Below are 19,648 nucleotides of genomic sequence, written 5' to 3' on the forward strand. Positions count from 1 at the left end.
CGGGGTGTCCTTAGTCCTGCACGGGTTCGTAGATCGAAGCCGGCAGGTCGTAGCCCCATTGCCGGAACCGATCGGAATAATGCGAGCGCACGCCGGTCGCGGTGAAGCGGCCGATGATCTTGCCGTCGGGGGCGAGGCCGAGACGCTCGTAGCGGAAGACTTCCTGCATCGAGATCACGTCGCCTTCCATGCCGGTGACTTCCGTCACCGAGACCATGCGGCGCGAGCCGTCCTGCAGACGCGAGGCCTGCACGATCAGGTTCACAGCCGACGCGATCTGACTGCGCATCGCCTTCATCGGCATCTCGATGCCCGACATCGAGATCATGTTCTCCAGACGCGCCACGCCGTCACGGGCGGAGTTCGCGTGGATCGTGGTCATCGACCCGTCGTGGCCGGTGTTCATGGCCTGCAACATGTCGATCACTTCCTCGCCGCGCGTTTCGCCGACGATGATGCGGTCGGGACGCATCCGCAGCGCGTTCCTGAGACAGTCGCGCTGCGTGACCGCGCCCTTGCCTTCGACGTTGGGCGGACGGCTTTCCATCCGGCCCACATGGGTCTGTTGCAGCTGAAGTTCGGCCGTGTCCTCGATCGTCAGAATGCGCTCGGCGTTGTCGATGAAGGACGACAGCGCGTTGAGCGTCGTCGTCTTACCCGAACCCGTCCCGCCCGAGACGATCACGTTGAGACGCGTCGCGACCGCGGCTTGCAGATAGGCCGCCATTTCCTCGGTGAAGGCACCGTAATTGACGAGATCGTCGATCCCGAGCTTGTCCTTCTTGAACTTACGAATGGAGACGAGCGAGCCGTCCACCGCGATCGGCGGCACCATCGCGTTGAAACGCGAGCCGTCAGCGAGACGAGCGTCGACGTAAGGGTTGGATTCATCGACGCGACGACCCACGGCCGACACGATCTTGTCGATGATCCGCAGCAGGTGGCGTTCATCCTTGAAGGTGATGTCGCTCAGTTCGAGCTTGCCATCGCGTTCGATGAAGATCTGCTGCGGGCCGTTGACCAGAATATCGTTGACGGTCTCGTCCTTGAGCAGCGGCTCGAGCGGGCCGAGACCCATGACCTCGTCGTAAAGCTCCTGCTGCAGCGCCTGACGGTCCTGCGCGTTCAGCGCGACCGATAGCTCGGTCATCGCCTCGGCGGTGATGTCGGCGATCTCTGCGCGCAGTTCGCGTTCGGAGGCGTGCTCGAGCGCGGCGAGGTTCAGGTTCTCCAGCAGGCGCTTGTGCAGCTCCACCTTGAGTTCCTGAAGGCGCTGCTTGCGCTTCTTTTCCTTGTCGACGGCCACTGGATCGGCAGCGACCTTCGCGGGGCCCATCTTGCGATGGACCACCTGCGTCTTCGGCGCAGCGTCGATCGGCGGCGGCTTGGCGGCACCGGGCGCGGGCGGCGGGGGGGCGGCCTTGCCGTTGGTGGGCTTTGCCCCGTCTTTCTTGTAGCGCGAAAACATCTGGACGTGTCCTTTCGGGTCAGGCGGCCGCTTCGACGGCTTCGTTCAGCTCTACCAGCGAGCCGGCGAGCTTCTGGAATTCCTTGCGCAGCGGCACTTTCGGCGCCGAGAGCGCCAGCGGGAGCCCATGGTCGTTGGCCTGCGTGATCTGCTTGCCGCCATCGCTCATCAGCAGTTCGAGCGAGATATCGAGGCTCTCGGCCAGTCGCTTCACGCGGGCCTTGCCGTTCAGATCGGTGAATTTCGGCGCGCGGTTGAGCACGTAGCGCAGCTTCTCGGTCGGCAGCCCTTCGGATTTCAGTGCGCGCTGCATCCGCAGCACGTTCTGGGCCGAGCGCATGTCCAGCTCGATCAGCGCGAAGTAGAGATGCGCCTTGTTCAGCACCGTCTCGGTCCAGCTGACCACGGTCGAGGGCATGTCGATCACGACGAAATCGTAATGCGCGCGCGCCATGTCGATCAGGCGCTCCAGATCCTCGCCGCTCAGCAGATCGAGCGGCAGCATGTCGGTCGGCGCGGTCAGCACATCGAGCTTGTCATTGAAGCTGAGCATCGCCTGCCGGAAGGTTTCCTTATCCATATGCTCGGTATCGGCGAGCATCTCGTAGATCACCTCGCGACGCGGCAGGTCGAGATAGGTCGCCGCAGCGCCGAATTGCAGGTCGAGATCGAGCAGGCAGACCTTCGGCGAGGTCGACGGCGCTTTCTTCTTCTTCTTTTTGCCGTCGTGGATCGTCGCCATTTCCCAGGCGAGGTTCATCGCGAAGGTGCTCGCGCCGACACCGCCGGACAGGCCGTGGACCGGAAGAACGACACCATCATGGTTGCCGGTCGCCGCAAAGGTCGGGGCGTGCATGGGGGTCGACATCTCGGGTGGAGGCGCGGCTTGGCCCAGACGCTCGATCGCGTCATGGAGCGCACCTTCGGGAAGCGGGTAGGGGACGAAATCATCGGCCCCGAGGCGCAGCAGCTGATGCAGCGCGATCGGGCTGACCTCGTCGGCGATCAGGATGACGCGAATATTACGGTCCTTGGCCTCGGTGATGATGCCGGAGATCTTGGTCAGCTCATCCTCGTCTTCGCCATCCACGGCGATCGCGATGAACTCGAGCTGTTCCGCATCGGGTTGGCTCAGGAAGATCGCCGCTTCGTCAAAGGTAAGGTCGCCCCAGCTTTCACCAAGCTCGGTCTCCATATCCTCGATCAACAGGTCGAAATTCGACACATCGCGTGACACGGTGCACGCCTGAATCGGGGCCGGCTCCGAAGTCATGATAGCTGCTGCAGTCATTGCCTCTGTCCTCTTTTTCGTGACCCGCGGCGGGGTTCGGTTAACTCTGTTGCTACGCCGCAGACCGGACGCGACTCGCTGGACGCGCCTATTCCGTCGAGGATCAATCTCGTTTCCAATCTGGGCGACATTGGGGCCAGACTGTTTCAATTGTGGGATAAAGAGAGACGATAAAGAAAAACGGCGGGCTTTGTTGAAAGCGCCCGCCGTTCGGTACTGTGTCGTCTCGCCGCAGCGAGACAAATAGGTGAATCCAGAGCCTTAGTTGCCTTCGCCCCCGGCGCTCGCCGAGGCGATGTAGTCGCGATAGATCACCGCCGCATACTTGCCGTCGAGCAACATCGGTTTGCCCTTGGTCACGAAACCCGAGACCTCGGTGACGGTGCGGCGATTCTGTTCGTTCGGGGCCTGCGTGTAGACCAGCGGATGCGTTTCGCCGTAGGACACGAGCGCCTCGAGCCGAGACCGCGAGATGCCCTGCGAGACGAGGAAATTCACCACGGCCCGCGCGCGCCGCAGCCCCAGAGCCTTGTTGTAAGCGTTGGAGCCGACGAGGTCGGTGTGTCCGTAGACGCGGAAGCGCACTTCCGGGTTCTGCCGGATCCAGTTCGCCTGCATCAGCAGCGCATTGCGCGCCTGCGCATCGAGCACCGAAGAGTTGAAGGCGAAGTGCACCGTGTTGGGCACGTCAGCGGCGAATTTGCGCGTCATGTTGATGACGTAGCTTTGGCTGCCGCTCATCATCGCCTGATTCTGCGCGATGGCCGAGCCGAAGCCCAGCGACCCTTCCGTGGTCGAGCCGACCTCCGAGTTGAAGGTCTTGGTGCCTTCCGAACAGCCAGCCAGTACGGCCACGGCACCGACGGTGATCGCGAGAGTGCGTAGTTTCATGTTTCCAGCCATCTCGCTCACTCCATCACATAGCCATAGGAGCCGGAGAAGTCCTGCTTGGCGACTTCTGCAGCAGGGCCTTTTTGCGGCGCTTTGCCGCCCGAGGTTCTGCCGTTGAGGAACAGCTCGGACTCGGTTGGCGGCTTCAGGCGATCCGTCGGCAGCGCCAGCGTGTCACCCTTGACGGGCGAGACAAGATGCGGCGTCACGATGATCACCAGTTCGGATTGCTTGCGTTCGAATTCGGTCGAGCGGAACAGCGCGCCGAGCACCGGAACATCGCCGAGCCACGGGATCTGGCCCACGGAATCGTTGAAGTCGTCCTGAAGGAGGCCCGCGATCGCGAAGCTTTCGCCGTCGCGCATCTCGACCGTGGTCGAGGTCGAGCGTTTCTTGAAGGCGCTGACGTTGAACGTACCGCTCGTATAGCCGTTCGCCGTGTCGATCGAGGAGACCGAGGCGGCGATTTCGAGGTTGATCACGTCACCGTCCACCACACGCGGCGTGAAGGACATCTCGACGCCGAAGGGTTTGTACTGGATCGAGACATCGCCGTTGTTGAGCACCGGGATCGGATATTCGCCACCGGCGAGGAAGTCTGCGGACTGGCCGGAAAGCGCCGTCAGGTTCGGTTCCGCGAGGGTGCGCACCACGCCTTTGTTTTCCAGCGCTTGGATGAGAACGCCCAGCTGGAACGTGCCGCGGCCGATGCCAATGCCGATCCCGTTGTCGTAGGTCTGCGCGGGTGCGGTTGCGGTGGTGGTCCTCGTGCCGCCGAAGCCCGCACCCGCGCCCAAGGTTCCGTTCGGCCCAACGCTTGCATTGATCGAGGAGCTGAGGCTTTTGGCAACCGAGCGCTGCATCTCTGCGAAGCGCACTTTCAGCATGACCTGCTGCGTACCGCCGACCATCATCAGGTTCGACACCCGGTCCGGCGCGTAGCGATTGGCCAGCTCAAGCGCGCGGCTGAGTTTCTGCGCCGAGGAGACCGTGCCCGAAAGGACGATCCCGTCATTCGCAGTGCGCACCTGGATGTTCTCGCCGGGCAGGATCTGTTTGAGGCGTTCCTTGAACTCCGCGAGGTCCGGGGTCACCTGAACGTCGACATTCGAAACCAGCTTGCCATCGGCACCAAGGATCGTCAGCGTCGTCCGGCCCGGCACCTTGCCCAGCACGTAGATCGAGCGATCCGAAAGGGTCTGGATGTCCGCGATGCCGGGATTGGCGATCGAGAGTTCCGAAAACGGCGTGTCACTTTCCACGACCACCGCGCGGTTCAACGGAACCGTCAGCGGAGCTTGAGTTGCCCCGGACAGAATCCGCAACGTGTCTGCTTGCGCCGGGCTCATTACCGCGACGCTCAGCGCCATGCCGCATAGGCAGGCCTGCATTAAGGTTTTCAATTTCATCTGTGACCCTGCCTCTCCGATCACGCCACTCGCAAATCTTTTGTCTGCTTAGGGACTGTTTTGGTCCGTTATTGCAAAGGAGAATGCGCCAAGACCCGTTTTTTTGCAAGAATCAATGGATTGAGCGCCGTTCTTGATGTGGATAAACGGTCACATGTGAAAGCGGGGCCCCGTAGGACCCCGCACAAATGACTGATATTTGTCATTTATTTAGTTGGTGCAGGGGATCGGCGTCTCGATGACTTCCGTGCCCTTGCGGGTCTTGATCGTGCAGACCTGCGCTTTTTCTACCTTCTTGGCCTCTTGCTTCTGGATACCAAGCAGCTCGTCACGGTTGATTTCGATCTGGCCAAGCTGTGCGCTGTTGTCGAGGCCGACGAGCGAGAGGGTCAGGCGCCCGGTGTTCTGAGCGAGTGTCAGGGCCGCGACCTGCTCGGGGCTGACTTCGGCGGTGACCGAGCGGGCGATTTGGGTGGCTTTCGTGCGGTCAGGATCGGTGCTCTGATCGATCGCGATCAGTTTAAGGTTGCGGTCGATCAGCTTGGTCACCGGTTCATTGCCGATCTGACCGGACCAATAGACATCGACCAGATCGCCCGGGCGCAGAAAGCCCGAGACAGCCGAGGTCGAGGACACCTGGATCGTAAAGGCGCGGCGTCCGTCAGGAAGGCTCGCCATGATACCGGCATTCTGACCGGGTTGCGTCACGCGCGAGGCCAGGAGCACTTCGCCGGGTGTCAGTGCGCGCATCGAAGCCCGTTCGCGGGTGTCACCTTCGAAGAACGCGGCACGTGCTGCTTCCGGCGTGCCTTCCTTTGCCGCGATGACGGTGAAGGCATTTTGCGGGACCGCATTGGCCTGCATCTTGATCACGGCCAGATCCTTCGGTCCGAATTGCTCGCCGTATCTCAGCGGCTTGCGGACCACGACTACATCGGCAAGTTTCGGCGCGTCTTTTTGAAGCGCGGCCAGCTGATCGCGTTCGGCTTGAAACTGTGCAATTTGCCCCCGCGCCATCATGACTGCCACTCCCGCGAGGCCGACGCCTGCGACAAGGAAGAGAACAAAGATCAGTCGCATTGGTTCATCCTTCTGTTTTCTGAACGGCGACAATACCGCGACGAGAGTCGTTTAATTGCAGAGAAAAATGGCGAAACGTTGTCGTATGAACGGTCTCGGCGTGGAATTAGCCGGTCTAGCCGTCGCTGAGTTCTTCAACCGCGAAGGCCGGGACGACCTCTTGCTCGTCGATGAATTTCGAGATTTTGCCGGATGCGCCGGCGGTCTCCTGCCAAATCAATGCAGTCGCCATGAAGCCCAGGGCAACGAGAGACGATGTCAGCACGACCCAGTCGATCGTGACCGCGCCGTCTTCGTCGCGCAGCATGGGCTTTAATTTCCAAAACCGGTTGCTCATGTAATCCCCTCTCTGCGTGCTAAGAGCGTTGCGTTCAAATGGGTACCCAAACGTCATGTCCGAATTGCGGCGGCCGGAGGGATTTTTCACGAACGCGTCAGCAACGCACCCGCGCGCCCCCGAAGCATTGGGCTCTTTCGAAATGCAACGGGCCGCTCGAAGGCGGCCCGTAACGTCAATCTCAAGTCTGGCGATTAGCCGCCGGTCGAGTCGGTCGTGGTGGTGGTCGGCAGGAAGCCATCCGCCATGCCGCTGGACACTTCGCTACCGTCGAACGACTGGGTGACTTCCGCGCCGTCGAGGTACTCAGCAATCTTGCCCGACAGACCAGCGGTCTGGGTGCGGACCAGGGCCAGTGCAGCAGCGCCGAGGCCGACGACAGCAGCGGTCAGCACAACCCAGTCAACGGTCACAGCGCCGTCTTCTTCGTCGTGGAACTTCTTGATTTTGAAAAACTTCATCATGGTGTCTCTCCTAAGGTTTGTCTCTGCCCCGCGGTCTCGGCTGGCGTCCGTGCCGGTTTCCGTCTCGCGGTATGGGGACATATGGCCCCCGGAACGTGGCGCGATTTGGGCGCATCGCAGGCGATTTCGCGAAAATGAAAATCCTGCCTGACGAAGGCGCTAAGTCATTGTTAATTAAAGAAACAAAAAACTGACTTTTTGTGAGATTTGCATTTTGCGTCCGAGTTTCGGCCGCCAAACCACGATTCGTCGGCCTGAAAAGGGCGGATTTTCTGGAATTTTTCCGGGTTTTCGGGGATAGTCGGGCCAAAGCGGCCCTCGAGAGCCGCGCGAGGCAGTGAGCAGGTGGCGCAGATGCGCAAGGTTTTCGCAGGGATTCTCTGCAGTGCGATGGTGGCCGTGGTCGCGCCCGTGGGGGCCGAGCCTGCAGCCCCCGTCTTCAAGAGCGTGAAGCCCAAGACGGTCAAGCCGCCTGCGCCCGGCACCAAACGCTTCATCACGATTCAGATCGATCCCGAGGAACAGAAACGCCAGCTTGCTGCGATGGCGAAGCAGCCTTGGGAGCCGGAAACAGCCCCTGCCAAAGAGGACGGCGCGACGGGCGATGCACCGGCCTCTACGCCCACGCCGCGCGCGCCTGCGCATTACGCGTGGTATTGGAACAAGGTCTCGCCGCGCCTTGGAGAGCGGGCGGGTCGGTTCGATCAGGCAATCTCCGCGCTGTCGCAAGGGCCGAAGGGCACACGGGTGCGCGAGCCGCGGCTCAACGATCTCGCGAAGATCGCGCGCGCCCATGGCACCGATATTCTGCGCTCCACCATCGGGACCGAGGTCTCGCCCGCGCTGGTGCTGGCGATGATCTCGGTGGAGTCGGGCGGGCGCTTCGACGCGCAAAGCCATGCGGGGGCCGTAGGGCTGATGCAGCTGATCCCGGCCACGGCCGAGCGGTTCGACGTCGCAGACAGCAAGGACCCCGCGCAGAACATCGCGGGCGGGGTGAGCTATCTCGACTGGCTGATGAAGGAATTCGACCGCGATCCGCTGATGGTCATCGCCGCCTATAACGCAGGCGAGAACGCGGTGAAGAAGAATGACGGTGTGCCGCCCTATGCGGAGACGCGTGACTACGTGCCGAAGGTGTTGGCGGCGTGGAACGTGGCGCGGGGGCTCTGTGCGACGCGTCCGCAGCTGGTGAGCGACGGCTGCGTCTTCCAGGTCACCCAAATGGCAAAGAGCGGCCCCTGAGGGCCGCTCTTCCTGTCTCTAGCCTATGGAAGGCGATCAGTTGACGATCGTCGCCTCGGTCGCTTCGCGGATCTCGTCTTCGGTGACGCCCTCGGCGCATTCGACGATCTTCAGCCCGCCCTCGACCACATCGAGCACACCGAGATTGGTGATGATGCGGTTGACGACGCCGGTGCCGGTCAGCGGCAGGGTGCATTCCTTAAGCAGCTTGCTGTCGCCATGCTTGTTGGTGTGGTCCATCACGACGATGACGCGCTTCACGCCCGCCACGAGGTCCATCGCGCCGCCCATGCCCTTCACCAGCTTGCCGGGGATCATCCAGTTCGCCAGATCGCCATTCTCGGCGACTTCCATGGCGCCGAGGATCGCCATCGCGATCTTGCCGCCGCGGATCATGCCGAAGCTCATCGAGCTGTCGAAATAGACCGTGTTGGGCAGTTCGGTGATCGTCTGCTTGCCGGCATTGATCAGGTCGGGATCCTCTTCGCCCTCATAGGGGAAGGGGCCCATGCCGAGCATGCCGTTCTCCGATTGCAGCGTGACATGCACGCCCTCGGGAATGAAGTTCGGGACCAGCGTCGGGATGCCGATGCCGAGGTTCACATAGGTGCCGTCTTCAAGCTCCTGCGCCGCGCGGGCGGCCATCTGATTTCTATCCCATGCCATGGGTCAGGCCTCCTTCTTTTCGCGGGTGGTGACTTTCTCGATGCGCTTCTCGTGCTCGCCTTGGATCAGGCGGTGCACGTAGATGCCGGGCAGGTGGATGCAGTCGGGGTCGAGCGAGCCCACGGGCACGATCTCCTCGACTTCCATCACGCAGACCTTGCCGCACATCGCCGCCGGCGGATTGAAGTTACGCGCCGTCTTGCGGAAGATCGCATTGCCGGTCTCGTCGGCTTTCCACGCCTTCACGATGGAGACGTCGGCGAAGATGCCCTCTTCGAGGATGTAGTGCTCGCCGTTGAACACCTTCACCTCTTTACCCTCGGCGATCTGCGTGCCGTAGCCGGTCTTGGTGTAGAAGCCGGGGATGCCGTGGCCGGCGGCGCGCATGCGCTCTGCCAGCGTGCCCTGCGGGTTGAATTCCAGCTCGAGCTCGCCGCTCAGATACTGGCGCATGAATTCCGCGTTCTCGCCCACGTAGGACGACATCATCTTCTTGATCTGCTTGGTATCGAGCAGCTTGCCGAGGCCAAACCCGTCCACGCCGCAGTTGTTCGACGCGACCGTGATGTCCTTGACCTTGCTCTCGACCAGCGCGTCGATCAGCATTTCGGGGATGCCGCAAAGCCCGAAGCCCCCGGCCGCGATCAGCATTCCGTCGAAAAGAAGCCCGTCGAGGGCCTCTTCCGCGGAACCGTAAATCTTGTTCATGGATATCCTCCGCTCATGTGCGCGTGAAGATGACGCCGGGGCGGGGGGGAGTCAATTGCTGCGATGCGGCGAAGGCGGGTGCCAGGATCAACTTCACGCGTAAATAGACCGGGGGAGGGGACTCTGCCCCCGTCGCCGTAGGGCGACAAGGCTCAAGAGAGAGGGGGCTCTGCCCCCGCTCGCGATGCGAGCTCCCCCGGGATATTTTTACCAAGAGGAAGGGGCGCGCGAGCGCCTCACTCCTCGTCAGTCTTCTTGGTCGCCGTCTTTTTCGCCGCGGGTTTCTTCGTGGCGGTCTTCTTGGCGGCCGGTTTCTTTGCAGCGGGCTTTTTCGCGGCGGTTTTCTTCGGCGCGGCTTTCTTCTTCGTGCCGCCCTTCTTGGCCGCTTTCGCCTCAATTAGGGGCAGCGCCTCTTCGAGCGTGACGGATTCCGGTTCCAGCTCTTTCGGCAGGGTCGCGTTGATCTTGCCCCATTTGACGTAAGGCCCGTAGCGCCCCGGCATGACCGCGATCGGGCCGCCCTCGGGGTGTTCGCCCAGCTCCTTGAGCGGCTTCGCAGCCGCGCCGCGCCCGCCTTTGGCAGCCTTCTGGGCGATCACTTCCACGGCGCGGTTCATGCCGATGGTGAAGACTTCGTCGACCTCGGGCAGGTTCGCGTAGATCCGGCCCTTCTTGACGTAGGGCCCGTAGCGCCCGATCCCGGCTTCGACCAGCTCGCCATCTTCCGGGTGCGGGCCGATCTCGCGCGGCAGGCTCAAGAGCAGCAGCGCTTTCTCGAGGTCGATCTCTTCGGGCTTCCAGCCCTTGGGCAGCGAAGCACGCGGCGGTTTGGGCACATCCTCGGTCGGCTCGCCCTTCTGGACGTAAGGGCCGAAGCGACCGACACGCAGCGTGATCGCCTGATCTTCGTCATAGCCCAGCACCTTGCCGTCGAGCGCCTGCACCTCGTCATCGCCATCGGGCGCCGACAGAGGCCGGGTGAAGCGGCATTCGGGGTAGTTACCGCAGCCGATGAAGGCCCCGCCGGAGCGCGCGGTCTTCAGGTGCAGCTTGCCACTGCCGCAAAGCGGGCAGATGCGCGGGTCGGACCCGTCGGGGCGCGGCGGATAGAGATGGGGGCTGAGAACCTCGTCGATCTTGTCGAGCACTTCCGAGATACGCAGCTCCGACGTCTCTTCCAGAGCCGCCGAGAAATCGCGCCAGAACCGCTTGAGCACTTCCTTATAGTCGCGATCGCCGGCCGAGATATCGTCGAGCTGGTCTTCCAGATCGGCGGTGAAATCGTATTCGACGTAGCGCTTGAAGTAATTCGACAGGAAGGCCGTCACCAGCCGCCCGGTATCCTCGGGCATAAGGCGGTTCTTGTCCTTGCGCACATAGCCGCGGTCCTGAATCGTCGTGACGATCGAGGCATAGGTGGAGGGGCGCCCGATGCCGAGCTCTTCCATCCGTTTGACCAGCGTCGCCTCGGTGTAGCGCGGCGGCGGTTGGGTGAAGTGCTGCTCGGGCGTGATGTCGCCCTTCTTCGCCTCTTCGCCCTCGTGAATCTGCGGCAGGCGGTTGCTGTCCTCGCCCTCGTCATCGTCGCGGCCTTGGTCGTAGACTTTCAGGAAGCCGTCGAACACGACGACGGAGCCGGTCGCGCGCAGTTCGACCTGCTCATCGCCGGAGCCGACGAGAACGGTCGTGCGCTCGAACCGGGCCGCTTCCATCTGGCTCGCGATCGTGCGCTTCCATATCAGGTCATACAATTTCCACTGATCGTCGGAGAGCTTCAGCTTGTCGGGCGATTTCGACATATCCGTCGGGCGGATACATTCGTGCGCTTCCTGCGCGTTCTTCGCCTTGTTCTTGTACATCCGCGGGGACTTCGGAACGTAGCTGTCGCCGAACTTGTCCTTGATCGCATCGCGGGCCTGCATCACGGCCTCGGGGGCCATGTCGATGCCGTCGGTCCGCATATAGGTGATGTGACCGGCCTCATAGAGACGCTGCGCCGCCGACATCGTGGCCCGCGCCCCAAAGCCGAACTTGCGGCTGGCTTCCTGCTGGAGCGTCGAGGTCATGAAGGGCGGGTAGGGGTTGCGGTTGGCGGGTTTCGCCTCGACCGAGGTCACGGTGAGATCGCGCGACGTGATCGCCTGCACTGCCATCTCGGCCGCGGTCTCGTTCTCGAGGTCGTATTTCTCGAGCTTCTTGCCGCCCAGAACCGACAGGCGCGCCTCGTATTCCTGACCGCGCGGCGTCGTCAGGATCACCTTGACCGTCCAGTATTCGCGCGGCTTGAAGGCTTCGATCTCCATCTCGCGCTCGACGATGAGACGCAGGCAGACGGACTGCACGCGGCCCGCCGATTTCGCGCCGGGCAGCTTGCGCCACAGGACCGGCGAGAGGTTGAAGCCCACGAGGTAGTCGAGCGCGCGGCGGGCCAGATAGGCCTCGACCAGCGGGGCATCGACATCGCGCGGATGCTTCATCGCCTCGAGGATTGCGGTCTTGGTGATCGCGTTGAAGGTGACGCGGGAAACGTTCTTGCCCTTGAGCTTCTTCTCCAGCGCTTCCTGCAGGTGCCACGAGATCGCTTCGCCTTCGCGATCGGGGTCAGTTGCGAGGATCAGCGTGTCGTCATCTTTCAGCGCGTCGGTGATCGCCTTGATGTGCTTCTTCGAGTCGCTCGCGACTTCCCATTTCATCTCGAAATCGTGCTCGGGATCGACCGAGCCATCCTTCGGAGGCAGGTCACGGACGTGGCCGAAGGAGGCGAGCACGGTGTAGTCAGACCCTAGATATTTGTTGATCGTCTTGGCCTTGGCAGGGGATTCGACGACAACAACAGCCATAAGGTCCTCACTATTCAGTGCAAAAAGGGTCTGGGCGCGGAACATGTGGGCGTTTGGGGCGAATTGTCAATGCGTCCTGACCCTGAGGTAATCCCTTCCCCCTTAGAGCGGACGGCTGATCAGACCGCCGCGATGCCGCTCTATCCGGCCCTCGATTTCGAGCGCGGTGAGGGCCTGCGAGAAGGCCGCCGCGGGCACGTCGAGATCGCGGATCACCTGATCCTCGGCGGTGGGGGAGGGGCCGAGACGTTCGAGGATCTTCGCGCCGAGATCGCCGCTTTTCACGCCGCGCAGCGTTGGCGGAGGGGGCGGCGCAGGGTGCGGTTCGGGTGGGGCTGCGCGGGCGTTCAGCGCGGCCAGCACATCCTCGGAGCCGCGCACCAAGGTCGCCCCGTCGCGGATCAGCGCATTGCAGCCGCCCGCGCGCCCGTCCATCGGATGGCCCGGCACGGCCATGACCTCGCGCCCCTGATCGAGCGCGTCGCGTGCGGTGATCAGGCTGCCCGATTTCAGCGCCGCCTCGACCACGACGACGCCCGCGCTCAGCCCCGAGATGATCCGGTTGCGCGCAGGGAAGTGGCGCGCCTGCGGCTGGGTGCCGGGCGGAGCTTCGGTCAGCCGCAGTCCGGTCTCAGCCATTTGTTGGGCGAGCGCCATGTTCTCCTGCGGATAGATCACATCGATGCCGCCCGCCTGCACCGCGATTGTCCCCGTGGGCAGGGCGGCCTCATGGGCGGCGGCGTCGATCCCGCGCGCCAGTCCGGAGACCACGCAGATGCCCGCCTCTCCGAGACCTTCGCTCAACCGCTTCGCCATGCGCAGCCCCAGCGAAGAGGCATTGCGCGCGCCGACCAGTGCGATCATCGGGCGGGTGAGCAACTCCTGCTGGCCAAGCGCCCAGAGCACGGGGGGCGCGTCGTCGATCTCGGCGAGCGCTGCGGGATATCCCGGCCCGCCATGGATCAGCAGTTGCGCGCCCGCCGCCTTGCCCGCCTTGATCTCGGCACGGGCCTGTTTCTCGGGGCAGGGGGTGTAATCGGCGACGCCCGCCGCGCGGGCCACTTCGGGCAGAGCCGCGAGCGCTGCCGCAGCAGAACCATGTTCGCCGATCAATCTGTGGAAGGTTGTAGGCCCGACACGTCGGGAACGAATGAGGCGAAGAACCGGCAGTTCATCTTCTTCCGTGGTGGGTGGGGTGAAGGGGGTGGGGTAAGAAAACAAATCTGTTTCCATCCGGCCCTCCGCCTCAATCGCCCACCCTTTCTGCCGCGTTAGTCTTAATAACTCGTTACCAAAACCCGTGTCGTAACGCGTTTGGGATAAATTTTTCACGTTTTGGTTGCAGATTTTCGACGCTACCGATTTGCAGCATTGGGAAGCCGGGTCGGTCTTCCCGGCCCGTCTGCCCTGCGCCTGCTACGATTCCCTTTATGCGGCTTATGCAGCAGAGCCGCCCACGGTCAGGCCGCCGATCATCAGGGTCGGCTGGCCGACACCCACCGGCACCCATTGGCCCGCCTTGCCGCAATTGCCGATGCCGGGATCAAGCGCGAGGTCGTTGCCGATGGCGCGGATATGTTGCATCGCGGTCGGCCCGTCGCCGATCAGGGTCGCCCCGCGCACCGGCGCGCCGACGACACCGTTCTTCACGCGGTAAGCTTCGGTGCAGTTGAAGACGAATTTGCCGTTGGTGATGTCGACCTGACCGCCGCCGAAGCCGACCGCATAGATGCCGTCCTTCAAATCGGCGAGGATCTCGCCCGGATCGGCATCGCCGCCCAGCATGTAGGTGTTGGTCATCCGCGGCATCGGGGCATGGGCGAAACTCTCGCGCCGCCCGTTGCCGGTGGCCTCCACGCCCATCAGGCGGGCGTTCTGGCGGTCCTGCATGTAGCCCACCAGCACGCCATCCTCGATAAGCACGTTCTTGCCCGAGGGCGTGCCCTCGTCGTCGATCGTGATCGAACCGCGCCGGTCGGGGATCGTGCCGTCATCGAGCACGGTGACGCCTTTCGCCGCCACCTGCTGACCCATCAGCCCGGCGAAGGCCGAAGATTTCTTGCGGTTGAAATCGCCTTCCAGCCCGTGCCCGACCGCTTCGTGCAGCAGCACGCCCGGCCAGCCCGGGCCAAGCACCACATCCATCACGCCCGCAGGCGCGGGCTCGGCGCGCAGGTTCACCAGCGCGATGCGCAGCGCCTCGCGCGCGACCGGCTGCCAATGCGCGGGCTCGATCAGGCCCGACAGGCCGAACCGCCCGCCGCCGCCATGTCCGCCGGACTCGCGCCGTCCGTTCTCTTCCACGATGACCGAGATGTTGATCCGCGCCATCGGGCGGATATCCGAGACCAGCCCACCCTCGGGGCGCAGGATGAACACTTCCTGCAGGCTTGCCGCCATCGAGGCCGAGACCTGCACCACGCGCGGGTCGAGGTCGCGGGCGAACGCGTCGATCTCGCGCAGGATGTCGATCTTCGCGGCGAAGGGCGTGTCCGAGACCGGATCGGCATCACTATAAAGATGCAGGTTCGTGCCTTTGGGCGGGGGCGCCATCGTGCCGCCGCCATCGCCCACGGCCAGCCGCGCCGTCTCTGTCGCCCGCTTCAGCGCGGCTTCGGAAATCTCGGTCGAATGGGCATAGCCCGCCACATCGCCCTTCACTGCGCGCAGGCCGAATCCTTCGGAGGCATCGTAAGAGGCGGTCTTGACGCGCCCGTCATCGAAGACCAGCGCCTCGGACCGGCGCTGTTCGAGAAACAGCTCGCCATCCTCAGCCCCTGCGGTCGCTTCACGCAGCAGATGCAGCGCGCGATCCTGGTCGAGCTTGTCCTCGAAAGGGGCGAAACGGTCGGGCTTGGTCATCTGGACTCCTGCTAAGGCGATCAATTTTGACAAAATGTCGCAGCTTTTGCTTGCGCCACCCTCCCAATATGATTTTAAAGTGAGAACACGCAACGGTGAACGGTTTGGGAGATCCGAACGCCGTCGGGCGGCAGGGAGAAACGCCGCCAAAAGGGAGACATGGGACTTATGCGCTTTGCAAGCAAGGGCCGCGGCATCGCGGCCGCTGTCACGTCGGCTGTTATGTTGACGCTCGTCGCCGGGCAGGCCTCGGCTCAGGACATGATCAAGGGGCTGCCGGTGATCGGTAAGCCGCATCTGGGCGGCACGGGGTTCCAGCCCGCGTCCTCGAACCTCGCGGAAGATCAGCAATGGCTCGACCATATGCTGCTGGTGATCATCGCCGCGATCTGCGTTTTCGTGTTCGCGCTGATCATCTACGCGATCCTGCGCTTCAACAGCCGCGCCAATCCGACGCCGCGCAGCTTCACCCATAACACGCCGCTCGAGATCACCTGGACCTTCGTGCCGATCGTGATTCTCGTGGCGATCGGGGCGTTTTCGCTGCCCGCGCTGTGGAATCAGCAGGAAATCCCGGAAGGCGACATCACCGTGAAGGTGACCGGCTACCAGTGGTACTGGGGCTACGAATACCCCGATGAGGGCGTGGCGTTCGATTCGCTGATGCTCGCGAAGGACGAACTCGCAGATCATGGCTATGCGCCCGACGAATATCTGCTGGCAGCTGACAACGCGATGGTGGTGCCCGCGGGCAAGACGATCGTCGTGCAAGTCACTGGCGCGGACGTGATTCACAGCTGGACCGTGCCGGCCTTCGCCGTGAAGCAGGACGCCGTGCCGGGCCGGATCGCGCAATTGTGGTTTAAGGCCGATCAAGAAGGTGTGTATTTCGGCCAGTGTTCGGAGCTTTGCGGCACCAATCACGCTTACATGCCCATCGTGGTCAAAGTTGTCTCACCGGAAGTTTACGCTAACTGGCTTGAGCGTGCGAAGAATGACTTCGCCTCGGTCGAGACGGATGGCGCGGTTCGGGTCGCACAGAACTGAATTCATTGTGCGATAACACCCGAGGGACGCTTTCATGAGTGACATCAGCTATATCCGCCAACAGGACAACGAGGCGCGGTTCGGCGACTACATCGCGCTTCTGAAGCCGCGCGTGATGTCGCTGGTGGTCTTCACCGCCTTCGTCGGCCTCGTGGTTGCGCCGAATCCGGTGCATCCCTTCGTTGGCTTCGTCGCGATCCTGTTCATCGCGCTGGGCGGCGGTGCCTCGGGCGCGCTGAACATGTGGTATGACGCGGATATCGACCGCATCATGCGCCGCACCCGGAACCGTCCGATCCCGGCGGGCCGCATCTCGGAGCGCGAGGCGCTGGGCTTCGGCCTCGCGCTGTCGGGTATCTCCTGCGTGATGCTGGCGCTGGCCACGAATATCTTCTCGGGCCTGTTCCTCGCCTTCACCATCTTCTTCTACGTCGTCGTCTACACGATGTGGCTCAAGCGGGCGACGCCGCAGAACATCGTGATCGGCGGCGCGGCGGGCGCCTTCCCTCCGATGATCGGCTGGGCCGTGTCGACGGGTGGCATCTCGATCGAATCCGTGGCGATGTTCCTTCTCGTCTTCCTCTGGACGCCGCCGCATTTCTGGTCGCTCGCGCTGTTCATGAAGGCCGATTACGACGAGGCGAAAGTGCCGATGCTGACCTCGACCCATGGTCGTCTGGTCACGCGCAAGAACATCCTGTTCTACGCTTTCATCCTCGCTCCCATCGCGGTCGGCACGGGTTTCACCTCGATCGGTGGCCCGGTCTATTTCGCGACGGCGCTGATCATGAATGCGCTGTTCATCAAGGGCGCGATCGACATCCACGCCCGCACCGAAGCGCAGGCGGAGGCCGACAAATACGCGGTCGAGAAGCGCTTCTTCTATTTCTCGCTCATCTACCTCTTCGCGCATTTCGCAGCTTTGCTGGCCGAAGCGGGGCTGAGCTATATCGGTTTGGGAGTCTGGTAAGCGATGGCAATCACCCGGGACAGTGACCTTCATATCCGTCGGTTCTCGCGCAATGCGGGGCTGGGCGCGGTTCTTCTCGGGTTCGTCGCAATCGTCTTCGGCCTGACCGTGGTCAAGGTCGAGAACGGCTCGAAAATGGAAGCCTACGACCACCAGCCGCGCGCCTCCGTGCTGCCGGCGGAAGGGGCCGCGAAATGACCCAACGCCCCGCAGATCGGTCGAACACGCGCGTGCTGCTCTCGCTGCTCGCGGTGATCGTCGTGATGGGGGCAGGGGCTTGGGCTGCGGTGCCGTTCTACAACTGGTTCTGCAAGACGACCGGCTATGGCGGTACGACCAACACCGCCGAGGTGCTGCCCGACAAAGTGCTCGACCGCGAGATCCTCGTGCGTTTCGACGCCAATGTCGCGCGCGGCATGCCGTGGGAGTTCAAGCCGGTCCAGACCGAGATGAAACTGAAGATCGGGCAGAACGGGCTCGCCTTCTACGAGGCCTACAACCCGACCGATCATCCGATCGCGGGCACGGCGAGCTACAATGTCTCGCCCGACGTGGCTGGTTACTATTTCGACAAGATCCAGTGTTTCTGCTTCACCGAACAGGTGCTGCAACCCGGGGAGAGGGTGCAGATGCCGGTGAGCTTCTTCGTCGATCCCGACATCGTCGAGGATGCCGATGCGAAGCGGATTCACGCGATCACGTTGAGCTATACTTTCTATGAAACCGACCTTCCCGAGCCGGAGGAAACTGCCTCGGTCCGTCAAAGGGAGACGGAGACGGTCAACTAGCCATCGGAGGGAGACGCATGGCCCACGCAAAGAACCACGACTACCACATACTACCGCCCTCGATCTGGCCCCTCCTCGGGGCCGTTGGTGGCTTCATCATGCTCTTCGGGGCGGTGCTCTGGATGCAGAGCATTACCCATTACGTCTTCTTCGGCGGCCTGCTCGTGGTGCTCTACACCATGTATGGCTGGTGGTCGGACGTAGTCCACGAGGGCGAAGTGGGCGATCACACCCCGGTGGTGCGCATCGGCCTGCGCTATGGCTTCATCCTGTTCATCATGTCCGAAGTGATGTTCTTCGCGGCTTGGTTCTGGAGCTTCTTCAAGCACGCCATGTATCCGATGGGCCCGATGAGCCCCATCCAGGATGGCGTCTGGCCGCCCGAGGGGATCGTGACCTTCGATCCGTGGCACCTGCCGCTGATCAACACCGTGATCCTGCTCCTGTCGGGCGTGACGCTCACCTGGGCTCACCACGCGCTGGTGCATGAAAACGACCGCAGCCAGGTCAAGCAGGGCCTGATCCTGACGGTGATCCTCGGCGCCTGTTTCACGGTGCTGCAGGCCTACGAGTACAGCCACGCGGCCTTCGGTCTGGCGGGCAATATCTACGGTGCCAACTTCTTCATGGCGACGGGCTTCCACGGGGCGCACGTCATCATCGGGACGATCTTCCTGCTGGTCTGCCTGATCCGCATCGTGAAGGGCCAGATGACCCAGAACGAGCATGTCGGCTTCGAGGCCGCCGCCTGGTACTGGCACTTCGTCGATGTGGTCTGGCTCTTCCTGTTCGCGTCGATCTATATCTGGGGCAGCGCGTAAGCGCCCCCGGCCATCACACGCAAATGCGCAGATCGGCGCGGGGGGCGACCCTCGCGCCGCTTTGTTGGAGGCTTGATGAAACGCTACATCTTTCCGCTGCTGCTGGGCATTGTCGGCTGCACGATCCTGATCTCGCTCGGCATCTGGCAGGTGCAGCGCCTTGGCTGGAAAGAGGCGATGCTGGCCGAGATTTCCGCCAAGATCGAAGGCCAGCCGCAGGCGCTGCCGACCAAGGGCACCGACACCAAGCCGCTGAAATACGAACCCGTCACGGTAAGCGGGAGCACGACGGGGCAGGAGATCCTCGTGCTTTCGGGCCAGAAGGGCGTCGGCGCGGGCTACCGGGTCATCGACGCTTTCGAGACCGATCAGGGCCGCAAGATCCTGCTCGATCGCGGCTTCATCCCCGAGGGTGAAAAGGGCACCGACCGCCCCGCCACGGAGCTTACCGTCACCGGCAACCTCCATTGGCCCGAAGAGGCCGACAGCTATACCCCCGAGCCCGATGCCAAGACCGGCATCTGGTTTGCCCGCGACGTGCCCGCGATGGCTGCAAAGCTCGGCACCGAGCCGATCCTGATCGTCGCCCGCACCGTTCAAGGGGCCGCGCAGGGCATAACGCCGGTCCCCGTCACAATCACCGGCATCCCGAATGACCACCTCGGCTACGCGATCACCTGGTTTTTGCTCGCAATCGTCTGGGCTGGGATGACAATCTTTCTTCTCTGGCGTATCAGGCGGCAACAGGCCTGAGGATTGAC

General features: G+C 62.9%; 19 protein-coding genes. 7 read left to right on the forward strand and 12 right to left on the reverse strand.

Going from position 1 to position 19,648, the window contains the following annotated elements:
• Nucleotides 1–10: 10 nt before the first annotated feature.
• From ACZ7GB_RS14815 to ACZ7GB_RS14845, 7 genes are all read right to left on the reverse strand, one after another.
• The gene (locus ACZ7GB_RS14815) at nucleotides 11–1,468 is read right to left on the reverse strand and encodes a CpaF family protein (RefSeq protein WP_078571446.1); all 1,458 of its coding nucleotides are present in this window, start codon (nucleotides 1,466–1,468) and stop codon (nucleotides 11–13) included.
• Nucleotides 1,469–1,487: 19 nt separating this feature from the next.
• Nucleotides 1,488–2,759 carry an AAA family ATPase gene (locus tag ACZ7GB_RS14820; RefSeq protein WP_472159295.1) on the reverse strand — a complete coding sequence of 424 codons (1,272 nt, stop codon included), beginning with the start codon at nucleotides 2,757–2,759 and terminating at the stop codon, nucleotides 1,488–1,490.
• A gap of 261 nt (nucleotides 2,760–3,020) precedes the next feature.
• The gene (locus ACZ7GB_RS14825; RefSeq protein WP_472159297.1) at nucleotides 3,021–3,650 is read right to left on the reverse strand and encodes an OmpA family protein; all 630 of its coding nucleotides are present in this window, start codon (nucleotides 3,648–3,650) and stop codon (nucleotides 3,021–3,023) included.
• A gap of 17 nt (nucleotides 3,651–3,667) precedes the next feature.
• Nucleotides 3,668–5,059 carry a type II and III secretion system protein family protein gene (locus ACZ7GB_RS14830; RefSeq protein ID WP_078545230.1) on the reverse strand — a complete coding sequence of 464 codons (1,392 nt, stop codon included), beginning with the start codon at nucleotides 5,057–5,059 and terminating at the stop codon, nucleotides 3,668–3,670.
• Between the two features lie 210 nt (nucleotides 5,060–5,269).
• Nucleotides 5,270–6,139: a Flp pilus assembly protein CpaB gene (cpaB, locus tag ACZ7GB_RS14835; RefSeq protein ID WP_078545232.1), complete on the reverse strand. Its 870-nt coding sequence runs from the start codon at nucleotides 6,137–6,139 to the stop codon at nucleotides 5,270–5,272.
• 115 nt (nucleotides 6,140–6,254) lie between these two features.
• Nucleotides 6,255–6,476, reverse strand: a complete 222-nt coding sequence (locus ACZ7GB_RS14840) for a hypothetical protein (protein WP_143595147.1) — start codon at nucleotides 6,474–6,476, stop codon at nucleotides 6,255–6,257.
• A 194-nt stretch (nucleotides 6,477–6,670) separates the two neighbouring features.
• Entirely contained in the window at nucleotides 6,671–6,940 is a 270-nt protein-coding gene (locus ACZ7GB_RS14845) for a hypothetical protein (RefSeq protein WP_078545236.1), read from the reverse strand.
• A 354-nt stretch (nucleotides 6,941–7,294) separates the two neighbouring features.
• Between ACZ7GB_RS14845 and ACZ7GB_RS14850 the strand changes: the two genes are divergently transcribed.
• Nucleotides 7,295–8,185 (forward strand): lytic transglycosylase domain-containing protein, encoded by an 891-nt coding sequence (locus ACZ7GB_RS14850; RefSeq protein ID WP_347432029.1) that lies wholly within the window; start codon nucleotides 7,295–7,297, stop codon nucleotides 8,183–8,185.
• Nucleotides 8,186–8,221: 36 nt separating this feature from the next.
• On the opposite strand, the gene ACZ7GB_RS14855 is transcribed toward ACZ7GB_RS14850, so the two are convergent.
• The 5 genes from ACZ7GB_RS14855 to tldD form a co-directional block, all read right to left on the reverse strand.
• On the reverse strand, nucleotides 8,222–8,851 hold the full coding sequence (locus tag ACZ7GB_RS14855; RefSeq protein WP_078521878.1) for a CoA transferase subunit B: 630 nt from the start codon (nucleotides 8,849–8,851) through the stop codon (nucleotides 8,222–8,224).
• A gap of 3 nt (nucleotides 8,852–8,854) precedes the next feature.
• On the reverse strand, nucleotides 8,855–9,559 hold the full coding sequence (locus ACZ7GB_RS14860) for a CoA transferase subunit A (protein WP_078521876.1): 705 nt from the start codon (nucleotides 9,557–9,559) through the stop codon (nucleotides 8,855–8,857).
• 236 nt (nucleotides 9,560–9,795) lie between these two features.
• Nucleotides 9,796–12,399 carry a type I DNA topoisomerase gene (gene topA / locus ACZ7GB_RS14865; RefSeq protein WP_472159299.1) on the reverse strand — a complete coding sequence of 868 codons (2,604 nt, stop codon included), beginning with the start codon at nucleotides 12,397–12,399 and terminating at the stop codon, nucleotides 9,796–9,798.
• Between the two features lie 102 nt (nucleotides 12,400–12,501).
• Nucleotides 12,502–13,632 carry a DNA-processing protein DprA gene (dprA, locus tag ACZ7GB_RS14870; RefSeq protein WP_472159301.1) on the reverse strand — a complete coding sequence of 377 codons (1,131 nt, stop codon included), beginning with the start codon at nucleotides 13,630–13,632 and terminating at the stop codon, nucleotides 12,502–12,504.
• Between the two features lie 204 nt (nucleotides 13,633–13,836).
• Nucleotides 13,837–15,261 carry a metalloprotease TldD gene (gene tldD / locus ACZ7GB_RS14875; protein ID WP_472159302.1) on the reverse strand — a complete coding sequence of 475 codons (1,425 nt, stop codon included), beginning with the start codon at nucleotides 15,259–15,261 and terminating at the stop codon, nucleotides 13,837–13,839.
• A 168-nt stretch (nucleotides 15,262–15,429) separates the two neighbouring features.
• Here tldD and coxB point away from each other — a divergent pair, with 168 nt between their 5' ends.
• From coxB to ACZ7GB_RS14905, 6 genes are all read left to right on the forward strand, one after another.
• Entirely contained in the window at nucleotides 15,430–16,308 is an 879-nt protein-coding gene (gene coxB, locus ACZ7GB_RS14880) for a cytochrome c oxidase subunit II (RefSeq protein ID WP_093476891.1), read from the forward strand.
• A gap of 34 nt (nucleotides 16,309–16,342) precedes the next feature.
• The gene (gene cyoE / locus ACZ7GB_RS14885) at nucleotides 16,343–17,278 is read left to right on the forward strand and encodes a heme o synthase (RefSeq protein WP_078545244.1); all 936 of its coding nucleotides are present in this window, start codon (nucleotides 16,343–16,345) and stop codon (nucleotides 17,276–17,278) included.
• A gap of 3 nt (nucleotides 17,279–17,281) precedes the next feature.
• Nucleotides 17,282–17,476 (forward strand): hypothetical protein, encoded by a 195-nt coding sequence (locus ACZ7GB_RS14890; protein WP_078571429.1) that lies wholly within the window; start codon nucleotides 17,282–17,284, stop codon nucleotides 17,474–17,476.
• Nucleotides 17,473–18,066: a cytochrome c oxidase assembly protein gene (locus tag ACZ7GB_RS14895; RefSeq protein WP_078521866.1), complete on the forward strand. Its 594-nt coding sequence runs from the start codon at nucleotides 17,473–17,475 to the stop codon at nucleotides 18,064–18,066. The genes ACZ7GB_RS14890 and ACZ7GB_RS14895 overlap by 4 nt, the downstream gene beginning before the upstream one ends.
• Nucleotides 18,067–18,083: 17 nt before the next feature.
• Nucleotides 18,084–18,887 carry a cytochrome c oxidase subunit 3 gene (locus tag ACZ7GB_RS14900; protein WP_472159303.1) on the forward strand — a complete coding sequence of 268 codons (804 nt, stop codon included), beginning with the start codon at nucleotides 18,084–18,086 and terminating at the stop codon, nucleotides 18,885–18,887.
• Between the two features lie 72 nt (nucleotides 18,888–18,959).
• On the forward strand, nucleotides 18,960–19,640 hold the full coding sequence (locus tag ACZ7GB_RS14905) for an SURF1 family protein (RefSeq protein WP_472159305.1): 681 nt from the start codon (nucleotides 18,960–18,962) through the stop codon (nucleotides 19,638–19,640).
• Nucleotides 19,641–19,648 lie beyond the last annotated feature (8 nt).

It is taken from the genome of Thioclava sp. PTB-PU3-1 (assembly GCF_055666785.1).

Excerpts from the sequence above, each read along its gene's own strand:
- ACZ7GB_RS14815 (WP_078571446.1), bottom strand. The coding sequence starts at position 1,468 with ATGTTTTCGCGCTACAAGAAAGACGGGGCAAAGCCCACCAACGGCAAG.
- ACZ7GB_RS14820 (WP_472159295.1), bottom strand. The coding sequence starts at position 2,759 with ATGACTGCAGCAGCTATCATGACTTCGGAGCCGGCCCCGATTCAGGCG.
- ACZ7GB_RS14825 (WP_472159297.1), bottom strand. The coding sequence starts at position 3,650 with ATGAAACTACGCACTCTCGCGATCACCGTCGGTGCCGTGGCCGTACTG.
- ACZ7GB_RS14830 (WP_078545230.1), bottom strand. The coding sequence starts at position 5,059 with ATGAAATTGAAAACCTTAATGCAGGCCTGCCTATGCGGCATGGCGCTG.
- cpaB (WP_078545232.1), bottom strand. The coding sequence starts at position 6,139 with ATGCGACTGATCTTTGTTCTCTTCCTTGTCGCAGGCGTCGGCCTCGCG.
- ACZ7GB_RS14840 (WP_143595147.1), bottom strand. The coding sequence starts at position 6,476 with ATGAGCAACCGGTTTTGGAAATTAAAGCCCATGCTGCGCGACGAAGAC.
- ACZ7GB_RS14845 (WP_078545236.1), bottom strand. The coding sequence starts at position 6,940 with ATGATGAAGTTTTTCAAAATCAAGAAGTTCCACGACGAAGAAGACGGC.
- ACZ7GB_RS14850 (WP_347432029.1), top strand. The coding sequence starts at position 7,295 with ATGCGCAAGGTTTTCGCAGGGATTCTCTGCAGTGCGATGGTGGCCGTG.
- ACZ7GB_RS14855 (WP_078521878.1), bottom strand. The coding sequence starts at position 8,851 with ATGGCATGGGATAGAAATCAGATGGCCGCCCGCGCGGCGCAGGAGCTT.
- ACZ7GB_RS14860 (WP_078521876.1), bottom strand. The coding sequence starts at position 9,559 with ATGAACAAGATTTACGGTTCCGCGGAAGAGGCCCTCGACGGGCTTCTT.
- topA (WP_472159299.1), bottom strand. The coding sequence starts at position 12,399 with ATGGCTGTTGTTGTCGTCGAATCCCCTGCCAAGGCCAAGACGATCAAC.
- dprA (WP_472159301.1), bottom strand. The coding sequence starts at position 13,632 with ATGGAAACAGATTTGTTTTCTTACCCCACCCCCTTCACCCCACCCACC.
- tldD (WP_472159302.1), bottom strand. The coding sequence starts at position 15,261 with ATGACCAAGCCCGACCGTTTCGCCCCTTTCGAGGACAAGCTCGACCAG.
- coxB (WP_093476891.1), top strand. The coding sequence starts at position 15,430 with ATGCGCTTTGCAAGCAAGGGCCGCGGCATCGCGGCCGCTGTCACGTCG.
- cyoE (WP_078545244.1), top strand. The coding sequence starts at position 16,343 with ATGAGTGACATCAGCTATATCCGCCAACAGGACAACGAGGCGCGGTTC.
- ACZ7GB_RS14890 (WP_078571429.1), top strand. The coding sequence starts at position 17,282 with ATGGCAATCACCCGGGACAGTGACCTTCATATCCGTCGGTTCTCGCGC.
- ACZ7GB_RS14895 (WP_078521866.1), top strand. The coding sequence starts at position 17,473 with ATGACCCAACGCCCCGCAGATCGGTCGAACACGCGCGTGCTGCTCTCG.
- ACZ7GB_RS14900 (WP_472159303.1), top strand. The coding sequence starts at position 18,084 with ATGGCCCACGCAAAGAACCACGACTACCACATACTACCGCCCTCGATC.